At 66.2% G+C, this 15,524-nt stretch carries 14 protein-coding genes and 1 pseudogene; 8 read left to right on the forward strand and 7 right to left on the reverse strand.

Features of this window, described 5'->3' with window-relative positions; all coding sequences use genetic code 11:
- Window positions 1-105 precede the first annotated feature (105 nt).
- Both ACPCUW_RS34655 and ACPCUW_RS34660 read left to right on the forward strand, forming a co-directional pair.
- Complete coding sequence (locus tag ACPCUW_RS34655) at window positions 106-408, forward strand: hypothetical protein (RefSeq protein WP_423429611.1); 303 nt, start codon at window positions 106-108, stop codon at window positions 406-408.
- A 460-nt stretch (window positions 409-868) separates the two neighbouring features.
- Window positions 869-1,467, forward strand: a pseudogene (locus tag ACPCUW_RS34660) (FAD-binding oxidoreductase); the annotation flags it as partial.
- Window positions 1,468-2,075: 608 nt separating this feature from the next.
- On the opposite strand, the gene ACPCUW_RS34665 reads toward ACPCUW_RS34660, so the two are convergent.
- From ACPCUW_RS34665 to ACPCUW_RS34675, 3 genes are read right to left on the reverse strand one after another with little or no spacing between them, the layout of a single operon-like run.
- A complete protein-coding gene (locus tag ACPCUW_RS34665; protein ID WP_423429613.1) occupies window positions 2,076-2,750 on the reverse strand; it encodes a MadR family response regulator transcription factor in 675 nt (224 codons plus the stop codon).
- Window positions 2,747-4,111 carry a MadS family sensor histidine kinase gene (locus ACPCUW_RS34670; protein ID WP_423429614.1) on the reverse strand — a complete coding sequence of 455 codons (1,365 nt, stop codon included), beginning with the start codon at window positions 4,109-4,111 and terminating at the stop codon, window positions 2,747-2,749. The genes ACPCUW_RS34665 and ACPCUW_RS34670 overlap by 4 nt, the downstream gene beginning before the upstream one ends.
- Window positions 4,112-4,127: 16 nt before the next feature.
- Window positions 4,128-5,318, reverse strand: coding sequence for an iron-containing alcohol dehydrogenase (locus ACPCUW_RS34675; protein ID WP_423429631.1), 1,191 nt, complete (start codon window positions 5,316-5,318; stop codon window positions 4,128-4,130).
- Window positions 5,319-5,638: 320 nt separating this feature from the next.
- On the opposite strand from ACPCUW_RS34675, the gene mftA reads away from it, so the two are divergent.
- The 6 genes from mftA to mftF are packed head-to-tail and all read left to right on the forward strand — an operon-like array spanning window position 5,639 to window position 10,759.
- The gene (mftA, locus tag ACPCUW_RS34680; protein WP_423429615.1) at window positions 5,639-5,809 is read left to right on the forward strand and encodes a mycofactocin precursor MftA; all 171 of its coding nucleotides are present in this window, start codon (window positions 5,639-5,641) and stop codon (window positions 5,807-5,809) included.
- A gap of 7 nt (window positions 5,810-5,816) precedes the next feature.
- The gene (gene mftB / locus ACPCUW_RS34685; protein WP_423429616.1) at window positions 5,817-6,098 is read left to right on the forward strand and encodes a mycofactocin biosynthesis chaperone MftB; all 282 of its coding nucleotides are present in this window, start codon (window positions 5,817-5,819) and stop codon (window positions 6,096-6,098) included.
- A 44-nt stretch (window positions 6,099-6,142) separates the two neighbouring features.
- Window positions 6,143-7,327 (forward strand): mycofactocin radical SAM maturase, encoded by a 1,185-nt coding sequence (mftC, locus tag ACPCUW_RS34690; RefSeq protein ID WP_423429617.1) that lies wholly within the window; start codon window positions 6,143-6,145, stop codon window positions 7,325-7,327.
- Window positions 7,328-7,350: 23 nt separating this feature from the next.
- The gene (gene mftD, locus ACPCUW_RS34695; RefSeq protein ID WP_423429619.1) at window positions 7,351-8,526 is read left to right on the forward strand and encodes a pre-mycofactocin synthase MftD; all 1,176 of its coding nucleotides are present in this window, start codon (window positions 7,351-7,353) and stop codon (window positions 8,524-8,526) included.
- On the forward strand, window positions 8,523-9,311 hold the full coding sequence (locus tag ACPCUW_RS34700) for a mycofactocin-coupled SDR family oxidoreductase (protein WP_423429621.1): 789 nt from the start codon (window positions 8,523-8,525) through the stop codon (window positions 9,309-9,311). The genes mftD and ACPCUW_RS34700 overlap by 4 nt, the downstream gene beginning before the upstream one ends.
- Complete coding sequence (gene mftF / locus ACPCUW_RS34705; protein WP_423429623.1) at window positions 9,308-10,759, forward strand: mycofactocin biosynthesis glycosyltransferase MftF; 1,452 nt, start codon at window positions 9,308-9,310, stop codon at window positions 10,757-10,759. The genes ACPCUW_RS34700 and mftF overlap by 4 nt, the downstream gene beginning before the upstream one ends.
- Here the strand turns inward: mftF and mftM are convergent.
- The 4 genes from mftM to mdo all read right to left on the reverse strand — a co-directional run.
- Window positions 10,710-11,594 (reverse strand): mycofactocin oligosaccharide methyltransferase MftM, encoded by an 885-nt coding sequence (gene mftM / locus ACPCUW_RS34710; protein WP_423429624.1) that lies wholly within the window; start codon window positions 11,592-11,594, stop codon window positions 10,710-10,712. The two genes, mftF and mftM, sit on opposite strands and share 50 nt — an antisense overlap.
- Window positions 11,591-13,090 carry a VWA domain-containing protein gene (locus ACPCUW_RS34715; RefSeq protein ID WP_423429626.1) on the reverse strand — a complete coding sequence of 500 codons (1,500 nt, stop codon included), beginning with the start codon at window positions 13,088-13,090 and terminating at the stop codon, window positions 11,591-11,593. The genes mftM and ACPCUW_RS34715 overlap by 4 nt, the downstream gene beginning before the upstream one ends.
- Window positions 13,091-13,096: 6 nt before the next feature.
- The gene (locus tag ACPCUW_RS34720) at window positions 13,097-14,200 is read right to left on the reverse strand and encodes an AAA family ATPase (RefSeq protein WP_423429628.1); all 1,104 of its coding nucleotides are present in this window, start codon (window positions 14,198-14,200) and stop codon (window positions 13,097-13,099) included.
- Between the two features lie 80 nt (window positions 14,201-14,280).
- Window positions 14,281-15,524 (reverse strand): NDMA-dependent methanol dehydrogenase (gene mdo / locus ACPCUW_RS34725; RefSeq protein WP_423429630.1); only part of this gene is annotated, 1,244 nt, incomplete at its 5' end.

Here is a 15,524-nt window from a genome sequence, read left to right on the forward strand (position 1 = left end):
GTTCTCGCGAGCTCTGCTCGGGCCGGGTTCCCCCGAGATCATCGGTCCGGAGGCACTGAAGCCGGATCGCCGACAAATACTCGGACTCAGTCAGGTCCAAATCTCGTGTCCACTGCTCACCCACCACCGAACGGCGACATGCACCTTCGCATCTGGCTGGGCGGTTTGGCGCTCGACTTCCGCGCAACACGCGCTGCAGCGCTCGTCTTCTTCCGCGAATGGAGCGAGAAACGTTGCGAAGCAATCGAATTGATTACCAAGTCGCTCCGCGACATCAGCCGTCTACCACGCCTACCCTGTGAAGAGTTGTTCCACAATCAGGCAACACCTGCCTCACCGCGAGCCGGCTGCGGCCATCGCAGCGCGGCCGACTGGGCCGCAGCACAACCGCGTAAGAAGAATCAGTAGTAGGCAAGGGTACACATGTGAAAGAGCGCCACTACCATCATCCGAAAGGCGCAACGCCATCACCATCGGCAGTCGTGGTGGAGCAGCAAAGCCGCGAAGTTCTCAACCACTTCGGCCCCTGCCCAGCATGCGGCTATCCGGCACAAGCATTCATCGTCGCCACCTACTACGCGGACGGGCGAGCATCTGTGACCACACTCGGCCAATGCGGACTACCTTGTGGATGGTCGGGACCGACCACACTCACAAAGATGACCCACAGCGACTGCGCGTGACGTCCGTCCGACACATCGAGCCATCATCCCCGCAGGCATCCACCGGCAAACACTCCAGTCGTGCACTTCGATGCACGGCCGAAGATCGCGTGTGATCGGATCACCGTCACCGAGAACGAGACGACGATTGTCGGCGCCCACGGCGACGGCAGCCGACTGCACGCCCGCATCGCCCAGCTTGCCCGACCATCGTGGCTGTCAACGCGATGACTCGCATGGGAATCGACGACACAGCCGGTGCGCTGTTGCTGATCCGGTGTGACGGCCCGGCCGCCGAGGTCGAGGCCGAACGCTGCGAACAAGGATGCCGCGGCGCGGGTGCCCGGGAAGTTCACGTGACCACCGACCCCGCGGAAGGCGAAGCGCTCATGGAGGCCCGCCGCGTCGCGCTGCCCGCCCTGCAGCGCCACGGCAGTACTCTGCTGGACGATCTCGCCGTACCGGTGATGCGGCTTCCGGAGATGATCGACGCCATCGCGTCGATCGCCGAGCGCTATCACCTTCTCATCGGTACGTTCGGCCACGCCGCCGACGGCAACCTCCATCCGACCATCGTGTTCGACGCCACGGATCCGGACGCGACCGCCAGGGCCTACAGCGCCTTCGACGATATGTGAATCGCTGTCTGGCGTTGGGCGGTTCGATAACGGGCGAGCACGGAGTGGGCGCACTCAAGCGCCGGTATCTCGAACCGATGGTCGGCGCGATCGAACTCGATGTGATGCGGCAGATCAAGCACGCCTTCGATCCGAAAGGGATTTTGAATCCCGGGCGTGCGATATGACCCGGCTGGTCCGATCGCCGGACCAGGAGGCGGCAACGCATCGCTGCCTGGTCCGGCCGGCTCGATGACGTAGGGCGCACAAGTCACAGCTTCGACGACATGCCGGCCGCGTGGGAGAGGCCGGTGAGATTCACGACGAGCTGGTGCCGGTGGTCATTTTCGTAACCTCTGTGGGGCCTGACCATCCGCAGGGAAGCGCGCACGAGCCGTCGGTGGTCACTCGGGTTTTCCCATCCGAGTAATATGTCGCGACCAGGAATGCCTGCGCCGGGTAACCGCATTGCGGACACGACCCGAAATAGTTGAGGACCTCTCGCCGTCGTCGATCGAGGATGCGCGCAGGCCCGATCGGGCGCTCGAAACACTGCCGATCCAATTGTTTTTCCATGGCAATTCCCCGTGGTACTCGGTTGCATTCAAGATGAATTGTCAGCCCCTCGGGTCCACTTCTTTGTGAACCGCACCGGCATCCTTGACGGAGGGGTGACGACGTCGTGCGCCTTCACCGCTCGAGAGGTGATTTCGACATTAATCGCTGCCGAAACGGTCGAGTGTTTCATTTCGAGACAGAAACCGCTGCCGCGCAGTCCCGTTCGCTGACGGAATGGCTAGATGAGGCCCATTTTGCTCGCCTCGTACACGGCCTCGGCGCGCGTGGCGGCCGAGAGTTTTTGCATGATATTGCGAACGTGGAACTTCACGGTGGTTTCGGAAATGTATATGCGGCAGCCTATTTCCCGGTTGCTGAGGCCGTGGGCGAGTAGTTCGAGGACCTCGAGTTCGCGTTCGGTGAGGCTGGGCTCGTCGGCGGCGGTGCGGATGGAACGCATCATCACCGACGCGGAGCGCGAGTCGAAGGCACTTTCGTCGCGTGACACCGCGCGAATCGCGGAGACGAGGCCTGTGGTGTCGACGTCTTTGAGGACGTATCCCTTCGCTCCGCGGTGTACGGCCTCGATGACGAGTGCGTCGTCGAGAAAGGTGGTGAGCACCAAAACGCCGGTGTCGGGATATTTGGCGGTGAGCGCCGAGCAGATGTCGAGCCCGTCCGTATCGGAGCCGGTTCCGAGTTTGAGGTCCAGCAAAACGATATCGGGCCGCAGGCTTTCGACGGTCGTGAGCGCGGCGGCTGCGTCAGCCGCTTCGCCGACCACGTGGATATCGTGTTCGCGTTCCAATATCGTGCGCAGGCCTTGTCGGACGATGGCGTGATCGTCTATCAGCACGATCCGGAGTTGCCGGATGCCGGCGGGCGTGGCGGACACGGCGGGACGGGTATTCACGGCATCCTCCTTGTCGATCCCGCGGAGACCGGGATTTCGAATCTGAGCATGACGCCGCCCAATTGCGCGCGGCGGATGGACATGGTGCCGCCCAAGTCGGCGGTGCGCGCCAGCATGTTGGCGAGTCCGCGATGGCCACCGGCCAGATTCGCCGAGGTGACCCGCAGCATCTTGCGCAGCTGTGCGGGGTCTCCGTGGCCGTCGTCGGAAATGGTGAGCACGACTCGGTCCGGGTAGTAGACCAGCCGCACGTGTGCGCGCGTGGCATCGGTGTGGGCGACCGTATTGAACAACGCTTCACCGGTGATCCGTAGCAATGAGTGCTCGGCTTCTCCGGTCAGGTGTATCGGTGGGCCGATGACGGTCACGTGGACGGTGAGATCGCTGGGCAAATGGACGTCGGACAGCCTCCGCAAAAGCACCGGCAGGGATTCGGCGGATTCGTCGGCGCTGCGGTGCAGTGCGTAGATGGCCGCTCGCAGACGTTCGACGGCGCGTTTGGTCAGGTCTTTCGCATCCACCAGTCTGGTGACGACGTCGTCGACGGCGACGCCGGTGGCCAGATCGCTGCGGCAGATCTCGATGGTCATACCGGCGGACAAGACGTCCTGGGTGACACTGTCGTGCAATTCACGCGCGATGCGGTGCCGTTCGTCGTCGAGCGCTTGGCGCTGCATCGCCGCGACCAGGCGTTGTTGCGCTTGTGCGAGTTCGGCATCCCGTGCGGCCAGGTCGCGAGCATGCTGAGCGGCCGTTTCGGTCAGCTGTTCGGTGCGTCCCCGCAGGCGCGTCGCCGCATGCAGCAGGAAGGAGTTGTGCAATGCGACGGCCACCTGATTGGCCAGAACGCGCAGGACCGCGAGGTCTGTCTCCGCGATGTCGACGTCTCGTCCGGGCAATCCGGCGATCCCGCCGACCGGTTCTCCGTCGAGAGTCATAGCCACCCGGACGATCGGCCCGGGTCTGGGATGCTCGAGTTCCCACGGCCGGTCGCGCAGGATGTTCAACTCCTGCAACACATCCGGTGGCAAGCGAGCTTCATCGTCGATGAGGCCGTCACCGCCGAGCATCAGGAACCTGGGCCGAGCCGCCTGCAGGGCGCCGTCGGCAACCGCGATCAGCAGCCAATCCGCCTGCAAGTGGTCGGCCGCGGCCCGCAGGACCGATTCCACCAGTCCGCGCGGGCCCTCCGCGGTGCGTACCAGCGCGCGGGAGATTTGGTCGAGAGCGCGGACCGCGTTCTCCAAGCGTTCGGCGGAGCGGATGTAGGCCGGGTAGAAGGTGCGTTTGCCCGACCGCACACCCGTCAGCACGCCGATGTCGGTCGCCGTCTTACCGAAACCTGTTCCGCTGGAATCCATTCCGCTCATCGTCGCCTCACAGCGCCCGATGGAACAACGCCGCGATGTCGTCGGCGTCGGCATCGCGCGGGTTGGTGGCCAGGCAGGCGTCGCCCAGGGTCGTGCGGGTCAGGGTCGGGATGTCTTCGGGCGTGACGCCCAGATCGGCCAGTCCGCGCGGGACCCCCACCGAGTCGGCGAGTTCACGCACATGGGCCGCGAGCGCATCGGCGACTTCGTCGGCCGGGCGGGTCGCGTCGAGTCCGGCAGCGGCCGCCAATGCGACGTAGGGGCCCGGGTCGATCTCGGCATTGAACCGGATGCAATGGGGCAGGAGCACTCCGTTCAGAACGCCGTGCGGTGCGTCCAGCAGACCGCCTACTTGGTGACTCATCGCGTGGGTGATGCCGAGGATCGTGTTGGAGAAGGCCAGGCCCGCACTCAGCGCGCCGTGGGCCATGGCGACGCGGGGTGCAGCGCGCCGCGGCCGCGCCATCGTATGCGGGAGATTGTCGGTGATCAGGTGTACGGCCTGCAGCGCGTGGTGGTCGGTCAAGCGCGTGTGGGCGCGGGAGACGAACGATTCGATCGCATGGGTCAACGCGTCCAGCCCGGTCGCGGCGTTCAGATCGGCCGGCATCGTGATCAACAACCGGGGGTCCACGACCGAGATATCAGGCACCAGCGTGCGGCTGATGATCGTGATCTTGATGCGCTCGGTGGTGTCAGTGACTATCGCGAACTGGGATACGTCGGCTCCGGTTCCGGAGGTGGAAGGCGCGACGACCAGGGGTGGAATCGGGTTGATAACCCGGTCGACGCCTTCGAAATCGAGGATCGTCCCGCCGTTGCCGGCGAGTATCGCGACCCCCTTCGCCGCGTCGATACACGAGCCGCCGCCGACCGCGAGGATCACGTCGCTGCCGGTGGCCGCGTATTCCTCGTACGCCGCCGCTATCTCGCGGTCCTTGGGATTCGGCGTGACCTGCGACCACACGACCGGATGCAGTCCGACCTCTTGCAGGTATCCGGTAGCCTCGGCGACCCAGCTGGCCTCGATGATGCCCGCATCGGTGACGAGAAAGGGGCGGCGGGCACCGACTCGCCGTGCGCAGTGTCCGATTTCGGCGAGCGCCCCAGGGCCGAAGACGACTTCGGGTGCGTGAAACTTCGCCAAATGGGGTATCGGAGACCCCGACGTGTTTCTCGTGGTGATTGGCCCGGCCAATTCGGCGTCGTCCTCGGGCTGAGGTGGATGGAGACGATCCGCGGCGTTCGATGCGGGTGTGCGCGTCGTCGAAGGCGCCGACGCCATGGGGGCGCGTCGTGTCAGTTGTGCCACGGCCAACTCCTCTTCCCTCACCGGCGGCCCTGCCGGCGTTCTCCAGCCTAGCGCCGCTGTGAGGACGGACACACTATCCGTCAGCGCTGGGGGTACCTGACCGATCGGATAGGGGACGTCGTGCGTCACGGTCTCCGGACGCCGGGTGGTTCAGGAGCCCGGCTCTGCTTTCGGACGGGTTGCGGTGGCGATCGGACAGTTCTCCGATGTATCCGTTCACCTGCGGCGTAGCGCCGCCCTACGGTCATGGACACGCCACACCCGGCGACCGCGAATCGGAAGGAAAGACCATGAACGACAACGACAACGCAGTGGGCGTCGAGCAGGATCTGCTGGTGGAGGACGTGTCCATCGACGGGATGTGCGGTGTCTACTGACGGACCGGTGGCCGAGCCATTCGATCCGGCTCGGCCCTACCGCCTGAATCCCGCGGTCGCGGTGCGGCCGGAACCGTTCGGAGCCCTGCTGTACGACTACGGCACCCGGAGATTGTCGTTCTTGAAGACCCGCACCCTGCTGACCGTGGTCCAGGAGCTCGCCGGGCGCCCACATGTCCGGGCTGCGCTGGCCGCGGCGGATGTGCCCGAATCCGAACGGCCGCACTACGAATCGGCGTTGGCAGGTTTGGCGTCAGCGGGCACGATCCAGCGCCGGACCTACGGCTGAGTGAGAGCGCCGGTGGCGTCGAAGCCGGCGAACGAGGTGATCAAATGAAACTGGTAGAGCATTTCGAGCACGGCTTGGACGCGCCGATCTGCCTGACGTGGGAGTTGACCTACGCCTGCAATCTGGCGTGCGCTCACTGCCTGTCGTCGTCGGGCCGGCGCGATCCGCGCGAACTGGACACCGCAGCCTGCCGAGCGGTGATCGACGAGTTGCAGCGGATGCAGGTGTTCTATGTCAATATCGGCGGTGGTGAACCCACCGTTCGCGCCGACTTCTGGGATCTACTGAGTTATTCGGTGGACCGCGGAGTAGGGGTGAAGTTCTCCACGAACGGTGTCCGGCTGACGCCGGAGCGCGCCCGATGGCTCGCCGCGACCGACTATGTGGATGTGCAGATCTCCATCGACGGTGCGACCGCCGAGGTGAACGACGCTGTCCGGGGAGCGGGCTCCTTCGATTCCGCGTACCGCGCGATGTCGAATCTCGCCGACGCGGGATTCACCGGATTCAAGATCTCGGTGGTGATGACCCGGGACAACGTGGGACAACTCGACGAGTTCCAGCGACTCGCCGAGCGGTTCGACGCCCAGTTGCGGATTACTCGGCTGCGTCCATCCGGACGCGGCGCCGACGTGTGGGATCGACTGCACCCCACCGCCTCCCAGCAGCGTCAGATCTACGACTGGCTGGTCGCCCACGGCGACGGCGTGCTGACAGGGGACTCCTTCTTCCACCTCAACGCGTTGGGATCCACCCCGCTGCCGGGCCTGAATCTGTGTGGTGCGGGCAGAGTGGTGTGCCTGATCGACCCCGTAGGTGACGTCTACGCCTGTCCGTTCGCCATTCACGATCAATTCCTGGCCGGCAACGTACTCGATCCCGGCGGGTTCGAGGCGGTCTGGCGCACGTCGCCGCTGTTCACGCGGCTGCGGGAACCGCAGACCGGCGGCCTGTGTCAATCGTGCCCGGCGTTCGACTCCTGCAAAGGCGGATGCATGGCCGCGAAGTTCTTCACTGGACTGCCGTTGGACGGGCCGGACCCGGAATGCGTGCGCGGCAATGCCGAGCCGGCTCTGGCGTCCGTCGGCGCCGCGCCACGTCCGGACAAAGACCATTCCCGCACCGCCCGCCCGAAACGTGCTGTGGCGCTGGGTTTTCCGACACTTCCGTCCGGTGCTGCCGGGCCGGACCGAGCATGCGACACCAGCCCGCTGGCTGGATTGCGTTGACAGACAGACGAGGGACATCAATCGTGGCAAGTACGAAAGACTGGTTCGAGACCGTCGCCGAGGCACGTGAGCGTGCCGAGAAGCGAGTTCCCAAGGCGGTGTATCTGGCATTGCTGGCCGGGTCCGAAGGCGGGGTGAGTCTCGTCGACAACACCGCGGCCTTCGCCGAACTCGGCCTGCGCCCGCACATCGCCGATCTGCCGGCGCAGCGGGCGCAGTCGACAACCCTGATGGGCCAGGAGATTTCGCTTCCGGTGATCTGTTCACCGACAGGGGTGCAGGCGGTCGATCCGGCCGGTGAGGTGGCCGTCGCCCGTGCGGCGGCGACGTCCGGCACGGCGATCGGTCTGTCGTCGTTCGCCTCCAAGCCGGTCGAGGAGGTGGTCGCGGCCAATGACAAGCTGTTCTTCCAGATGTACTGGCTCGGTGACCGTGACACGATTCTGGCCCGTCTGGACCGCGCCAAACGGGCCGGCGCCAAGGGACTGATCATCACCCTCGACTGGGTATTCGCCACGGCCCGGGACTGGGGGAGCCCGCCGCTTCCCGAGCGTATCGATGTCAAGACCGCCATCCGCTTCGCGCCGCAGGTCTTGTCGAGGCCCGGATGGCTGGCCCGTTTCCTCCGGGCCGGGCGACTACCGGACCTGACCACGCCGAACCTCGTGGGGGCGGGAGAGAAGGGCCCCACCTTCTTCGGCGCCTACGGCGAGTGGATGGGCACCCCTCCAGTGACCTGGAGAGATCTTGCCTGGCTGCGTGAGCAGTGGGACGGACCGTTCATGATCAAGGGCATCGGGCGTCCCGACGATGCTCGCCGCGCCGTCGATGTCGGTGCGAGTGCCATCTCGGTCTCCAACCACGGCGGCAACAATCTCGACACCACACCGGCGGCGATTCGGTTGCTACCGTCCGTAGTGGACGCCGTCGGCAGCGATGTGGAGGTGGTACTCGACGGTGGCATCCGGCGTGGCAGCGACGTGGTGAAGGCTCTGGCGCTCGGCGCCCGGGCGGTCATGATCGGACGGCCCTATCTGTGGGGGATGGCGGCGAACGGGGAGCGCGGCGTCCACAACGTGCTCGAGATCCTGCGCCAGGGAATCGACTCCACGTTGTACGGGCTCGGCCACGAGTCGATCGAGGACCTCACCCGGGACGACGTCCTGATTCCGGACGGATTCACGCGAGGAATGTCGTGACCGGCGAGCCGACCGCGATCGTCACGGGCGCTGCCCGGGGCATCGGTGCCGCGATCGTGCATCGGCTCGTCGACACAGGATGGCGGGTTGTCGCAGTCGACAGTTGCGCCGACGATCCCGCCGTGCCCTACCCGCTGTCCACCAGACAGCAACTCCGAGAGGTCGCCGAGGCCCGCCCCGGCTCGGTCATGGATGTGGCGGCCGACGTCCGCGATCTGTCCGCCCTGGTCGACGCCGTGCGGACCGGGGAGGACAGATTCGGCCCGATCGGTGCCGCGGTCGGGGCGGCGTCGGTGATAACCGGTGGAAAACCGTTGTGGGAGACGAGGACTCCCGAATGGGATCCGATGTTCGACGTCGGCGTACACGGTGTGGCCAATCTCGCTCGCGCGGCGCTGCCGGCCATGCTCACCCGGCCGGAGCCACGAAGCGGCAGATTCATCGCCGTCGCGTCGGCAGCGGGTCATCACGGCATGTGGCATCTGTCCGGTTACAGTGCGGCCAAACACGCGGTGGTCGGGATGGTCAAAAGCCTGGCCCACGACCTGCGGGGTACCGGCGTCACGGCCACGGCGGTGTCGCCGGGAGCGACTCGTACGGCCATGCTCGCCGCGACCGCGCGGGCATACGGTCTGGACTCGGTGGATGCCTTCACACCACATCACCTGATCGACCGAATCGTGGAACCGGCCGAGGTCGCGGCCGCGGTGGTGTGGTTGTGCGGCCGCGACGCCGATGTGGTTTCCGGCAGCGTGATACACGCCGACGGAGGTTTCCTGTCGTGATCCCGACTCCGCCTGATGGTGCCGAGGAGCCCGAAAGCTCTGCGGCACAGACGATGTGGTGGCTCGTCCTCGATCGAGACGTGCGTCGTCACCTCGGCGGGCGGATGCTCCTGGGCGGCTCGCCACCACGGCTGATCCGCTTGTCGGACACCGCCGGACGTCTCCTCGACGGATGGCTAGCGGGGGATACGGTGGAGCCAGGGCGGCCCGCCGAGCTCGCACGACAGCTGTGTCGTGCCGAGGTCGCCCATCCGAAAGCTGCCGGCGGTGCCTGGAGTACGGCCGACGTCACGCTCGTCGTACCGGTCAAAGACAACGAGCCGGGCGCTCGCCGAGTCCTGGCTGCATCCGGAGTAGCGCGCCGGGTGATCGTCGACGACGGATCCGCGATACCGATCGTCGGAGCCTCGGTTCGACATACTCGGCCACGCGGGCCCGCGGCGGCTCGCAACGCGGGCTGGCGCACCGCTCGTACCGAGCTGGTCGCCTTCCTGGACTCCGACACCGAACCGCAGGCCGACTGGCTGACGACCGTCCTGCCGCTGTTCGACGACCCGCAAGTCTCGGCGGTGGCCCCTCGGGTCCGGACCGCCGCCGATCCGTCGAGTCCGTTCGCGCGATACGAATCCGACCGGGGCAGCCTGGACATGGGGGCCGACCCGGCAGTGGTTCGCTCGTTCGGTCGTGTCGGTTATGTGCCGAGTGCCGCGCTCGTCGTGCGTCGCAGTGCCTTGGAACTGGTCGGCGGCTTCGATGAGCGACTGCGCTTCGGTGAGGATGTCGACCTGGTGTGGCGTCTGATCGATGCCGGTCTGCTCGTGCGCTACGAACCGGGCGCCGTCGTCGAACATCGCGCGCGAACGACCGGGCGAGCCTGGCTTCGCCAGCGGTTCGAGTACGGTACCTCGGCCGCGCCGCTGGCCTTACGGCACGGCGAGCGATTGTGCTGTGCGCGTGTGGATTACCGGAGCGCGCTGTCTTGGACCGCTCTCGCGGCGGGCCGACCGTCGGTGGCCCTGGCGACGACCCTCCTGTCGACTGCCGTACTGCCCGTCGGATTGAGCCGGCATCAGGTGCCGACGCGGGTGGCGGCGGCGCTCGCGCTCCGCGGGCATCTCGGCGCCGGAGGGGTCTTCGGTGCGGCCGTGCGGCGGGCCTGGTGGCCGGTGGCGCTCTGCCACCGGACGGGCAGGCGCATCCTGGTCGCGAGTCTACTGCCGTGCGCGGTGGAGGCCGTGGTCCGGCATCGCGGTCTGCAGTGGCTGATGCTGCGTCTACTGGATGACCTCGCCTACTCGGCGGGAGTCTGGGCAGGCTGCCTGCGCTGCCGGACATTACGGCCGCTGCTGCCCAGCATCACCGGAATGTCGCTTCGGCGACGATTGTCGAGCGTGACGCTCACGAGACATCCAGCACCAGCCAGCCGCCGTGGTACTCCGACACGGTGAACGGCAGTCCGGTCTCGATACCGAGCACCGCCAGTTCCTCCAGATCGAAGGTGCGCACGTGTCCGTAACTCGGATCGGGCTCGTCCTCGAACGGGACCGCCACGACGACACGACGTGCGGCGAGTCGCGTGGCCTCGCCGATGACCGCCCGGCCCTCCTCCGCAGGCAGATGCTCCAGCAGATGGAGCACCGTGATAGTGGACACGCACCCCGCCGGCAGCGGCACCGCCGTCGCGTCACAGGTCAGTGTGTCCAGCGAGATATCGAGCAGCGGAGCCATTCTCGACAGCAACCGCATATTGCCGGCGACGACATCGGAGGCGAGTACTCGGTGGCCGGACTGCGCCAGCAACAGCGGAAAGAACCCGAAACACGACCCCAGATCGAGCACCGGCCCCGGATGGACGAGTCGAAGCGCGCGCTCGTAAACCGGAGCCATCGCCTGCCACGGCTCCGGAGCGCCCGACAGATACCGATGGATACTGGCCATGGTGTTGCGGTAGAAGGTACTCCACGCCGGTACCGCCCCCGCAACCGTGGTCCGGACGATTCCGAGGAATACCCGCTCGAAGATATCGGCGCCGGCGAGCAGGCCGGTGCGGAAGAGTTCGTCGGCGATGAGTCCGGTGATGCCGTTGTCGAGTTCCTGCGGCCGGAACCGGTGGGTGACCTCCAAGCGGTGATCGGCGACGCGCACGCGGAAATTCTCGGTTCGCAGACCCGGACCGCTGTCGCGGTAGTCGGCGCTGACCCGCACCACGCCGTCGTCGTAGCAGCCGTCGAGCACCGGGGCGAATGCGTGCACAGGGGATACTGCGGTCGGATCGTTCATCATCGTACTCCGTTCGGGCTGAATTCATCTGCGGCCCTGCGCAATTCGTCCAGACCGCGCACGACGTGAACTCGGTCGCAGAATTCCGCGTATCGAGGCAGGGCACAGGTGCTCAGCCCCCACGAGTACCGCGGCTCCGGGGTGATCCAGATCGTTTCGCGGGCGCGGCGGGCGATCTCCGCGAACGAGGGCACGCCCGGATCGGAGCCGTTGCTGCGTCCGTCGCCGAGAACGAGCAGCGTTGTTCGCCGATCCAAGGCGCCGGCGTGGTCGGTCAGGAACGTGGCGAACGCGGCCCCGTAGTCGGACTGCGCCTCCAGGTCCAGAAGGTCGCCGCCGAACAATTCGGCCAACGCTCGCTCGGCGTCGTGCTCGGCGAACAGTGTCGTCGTTTCGATCGGCGCGGCGACGAAGGCGAACGATCGCACCCGGCCGAACATCGCTTGCAGTGAATGCGCCAGTCGCAGACTGAGATGCGCCGTTGTGCGTACCGACAAGCTGACGTCGGCGAGGACTATCAGCCGTGGGCGCTCGTCGGCGGCGCGGACTGTCACCGGAGAGAACGGCACCCCGTCGTAGCGCAGGCTGCGACGCATCGTGCGGGCGGCGTCGCCGCGACCGCGGGGTGCGACGCGGCGGCGATGAGTGCGAGCCCCGCGCAGCGACATCATGATCCGTCGCAGCGCGTGCTCCAGGTCGCTCTGTTCGCCGGCGCCGACCGTCCCGACAGCGGCGAGGCGCCGATCCTGATGTCCGGTGCGGCGCTGCCATTCCAGCAGCGCGGCAGCATGCCGCTGAACGGCAGCCGCGAGATCACCGAGTGCCTCCGCCCGTCGAAACGCGGTGTCGTCGGCGGCATCGTCCGGATCACCCAGCCATTGCAGCAGCGCTTGCTGTTCGTCGACGCTCAGTCCGGCACCGGTGGTGGCAGTCGCGCCTTCCGCCAGTTTTCCGGGGACGCCGGCCGGCATGCGGTCGACATCGAGGCGAATGCGATAACCCTCGGCGCCGACCACCTGATTGCCCTGGGAGAAGGCAATCTCGTCGGTCGGCGCGGAGAGGTCGATCATGCCGTCGTCCTGGCTTTGATTGTGGCGCTCGGCGAGATCGGCGGTATCGAACAGATGACGGACGTCCTCGGCACGTGCACCTTCGCTCGCTGCCGCCTCGGCAGGCTCGACCGAGAGCGACAACGCGTCCGTTGCCACTGCGCTGCAATCGATTTCGGTGACACGCGGTGGAAGGGTCGGCTCGTCCCGGCGGTCGTCCGTCACGGCGGCGGTAAGTCCTGCGAAGAACAGCTCGAACAATTCGTCGAATACCACGGCGTCGCGTGCGTTCTTGAGCAAGGCAGCGCGCAGCGCGCAGTGCAGGAGCGTGCGGTCGGCCAAAAGGCCGGGCTGGCGCGCGCACACGACCGCGTCGATGGTCTCGGCTACCGAGACCCGGACCCCCTGTGCGCGGAGCAGGGCGACGAACCGCTGAACCGTTGCTTCCATACCCGCCTACCTGCTGCCGCGCCGCGCGAACGAGCGAGCTCCCTGGCTGGCGCTCACCGACGTCCGCGGCAGTGGTGTCGCGTGCCGGCCGTAGTAGCCGTCGTCGAAGCGGCCCGGCTCGTCCTTCGCGGCCCGCACTCGCTGCCCCTCCGACTCGGGTCCGCTCCCTGGACCGGCGCCGGTGTGAGAGCCGGAGTTCCCGGTCAGGAGCGCGGGCAGCGCCTGCCGTGCGGTTCGCAGATCCCGCTCGTATTTCACGACGACGGACAGTGTGGTGTCGAGGACGGGCTGCGACAGCGTATCGACGTTCAGCACGGCCAGGGTGCGCGCCCAGTCGACCACCTCGGAAATGCTCGGCGACTTGCGCAGATCCAACGCGCGCAGGCCCCGCACGATCCGCACGAGTTCAGCGGCCAGTGCCTCGTCGAGGCCGGTCTGCTTGCTGCGGATGATCTCCAGCTCTCGTTCGGCCGAAGGATAGTCGGCGAACAGATGCAGGCAGCGCCGCTTCAGCGCGGCCGCGAGATCGCGAGTGTCGTTGGAGGTCAGAATGACCAGGGGCGGATGCACGCTGCGCACGGTGCCGAGTTCCGGCAGCGAAATCTGGTATTCGCCCAGGAACTCCAGCAGCACCGCCTCCAAAGCCTCATCGGCACGGTCGATTTCATCGATCAGCAGTACCACCGGTTCCTGTGAGCGCACGGCCTCGAGCAATGGCCGTGGACTGAGGAACTGCTCGGAGTAGAACACGCTGTCCTGGGCGGCCAACCGTTCGATCGCCTCGGACAAACTGTCGGAATCCCCGACCAGGTGGCCGATCTTGTCGCGCAGCAACTGGGTGTAGAGCAACTGCTTGCCGTAATCCCATTCGTAGAGTGCCCGGGTTTCGTCCTGGCCCTCATAGCACTGCAGTCGCAGGAACTTCCGGCCGGTTGCGATCGCCAGCGATTTGGCGAGTTCGGTCTTTCCGACACCGGCGGGCCCTTCGATCAACAGCGGCTTGTCCAGTCGGGTCAGGAGGAAAACCGTGGTCGCGAGCTGTTCGTCGGCGATGTAGCCCGTCGCGGACAGCGCCTCTCGCACGTCCTCGATGCTGGCGAAATGGGTCATCGGTGTCCTTTCGGCGGAGCGGTGGGCCGCGGACGAACGGAGGCACCACACATCGGTTCGTCCGCGGCCCGGTCGGGTGGTCAGCTCAGCAAGTCGTCGAGGCTGCCGTGCATGCAGTGTTCGACCACCGGTCGCACGGTTTCGAAGGTGCATTCCTTCGGGTTGCCCGGCGTGCAGGTGTCACCGAGGACGTGGCGAGTGATCCGATCGATGTCGGCATCGTCGCCCTTGATGACGGTGGCGTTCTGATAAAACCGCGTCGGGCCCTGGCCGAGCCGGCACTTGGAGTAGGTGGTGGGCGTGATGTCGGTGAACCGCTCGGGAATTCCGACGTCGCGCAGCAGCCGGACGGCCGCGGCGAGCGCCGCGTCGGCGGCCCGGACATCGGTCATACCCGTGGTGTCGACGCCCATCGCTGTGGCGATCTGCGCGAAGCGCTTGTACATCACCGGCATGTTGAACGCCCAGACCCGCGGCAGTGCGATCGCGTTGTTCAGGCCGTGGTGAGTGTCGTAGAAGGCGGACACCGCGTGGGAGATGGAGTGAATGATGCCCAGCCCACCGGAATTGAACGCCTGGGCCGCGATGTACTGGGCGTACATCATCCCCTCCCGGGCCGCGAGATCGGTCCCGTTCCAGGTGGCCGCTCGCAGATTCTCGGCTACCAGCTCGATGGATTTGAGCGCATTCCCGAGCGACGGCGCGAAATTCAGCCGCGACACGAATGGCTCCGACCCGTGGGCGAGGACGTCGAAACCGCACTGCGCGGTGTAGTCGGTGGGGCAGTCGAAATACAGGACCGGGTCGTCGATAGCCAGCGTCGGGACAGCCGCATCGTCGAATGCCACGTACTTGTGCGGGTTATCCGGATCCGTCGTGGTATCGGTGATGACATAGGCCCACGAAGTTTCCGAGCCGGTGCCAGCAGTAGTCGAGACGGCGATGTGCGGAGGATTCTTCGGATTTTCCGACTTGTTGAATCCCTCGAATTCGTTGACGTTGCGGCCGTCATGGGCGACGGAGATGCGAGCGCCTTTACACGCGTCGTGAGACGATCCGCCACCGATGGAGACGAAGCTGTCGCAGTCGTGCTGCTGATACAGCGCAACCGCGTCCATGACGTTGTAATCCTTGGGATTGGATTCGACCTTGTCGTAGAGCACCACTTCGAGACCGTGATACTCCAGCGAGCCTACGATTTTCGGAACGATATCGGTTCCCCGCAGACCACTGGTCATTACCAGCACCTTCTTGAAGCCCAGCTTCAGTGCCTCCGGACCGATGATCTCGTGAGAACCGGGCCCGAGCAGAGCTCGCGGGAACG

The organism is Nocardia sp. AB354 (assembly GCF_049538315.1).
GTDB classification, from domain to species: domain Bacteria; phylum Actinomycetota; class Actinomycetes; order Mycobacteriales; family Mycobacteriaceae; genus Nocardia; species Nocardia nova.

What these genes read in the sequence shown, in the direction of transcription:
- ACPCUW_RS34670 (WP_423429614.1), bottom strand. Translation starts at nt 4,111, where the DNA reads ATGGATTCCAGCGGAACAGGTTTCGGTAAGACGGCGACCGACATCGGC.
- mftM (WP_423429624.1), bottom strand. Translation starts at nt 11,594, where the DNA reads ATGATGAACGATCCGACCGCAGTATCCCCTGTGCACGCATTCGCCCCG.
- ACPCUW_RS34715 (WP_423429626.1), bottom strand. Translation starts at nt 13,090, where the DNA reads ATGGAAGCAACGGTTCAGCGGTTCGTCGCCCTGCTCCGCGCACAGGGG.
- mftA (WP_423429615.1), top strand. Translation starts at nt 5,639, where the DNA reads ATGTATCCGTTCACCTGCGGCGTAGCGCCGCCCTACGGTCATGGACAC.
- mftC (WP_423429617.1), top strand. Translation starts at nt 6,143, where the DNA reads ATGAAACTGGTAGAGCATTTCGAGCACGGCTTGGACGCGCCGATCTGC.
- ACPCUW_RS34720 (WP_423429628.1), bottom strand. Translation starts at nt 14,200, where the DNA reads ATGACCCATTTCGCCAGCATCGAGGACGTGCGAGAGGCGCTGTCCGCG.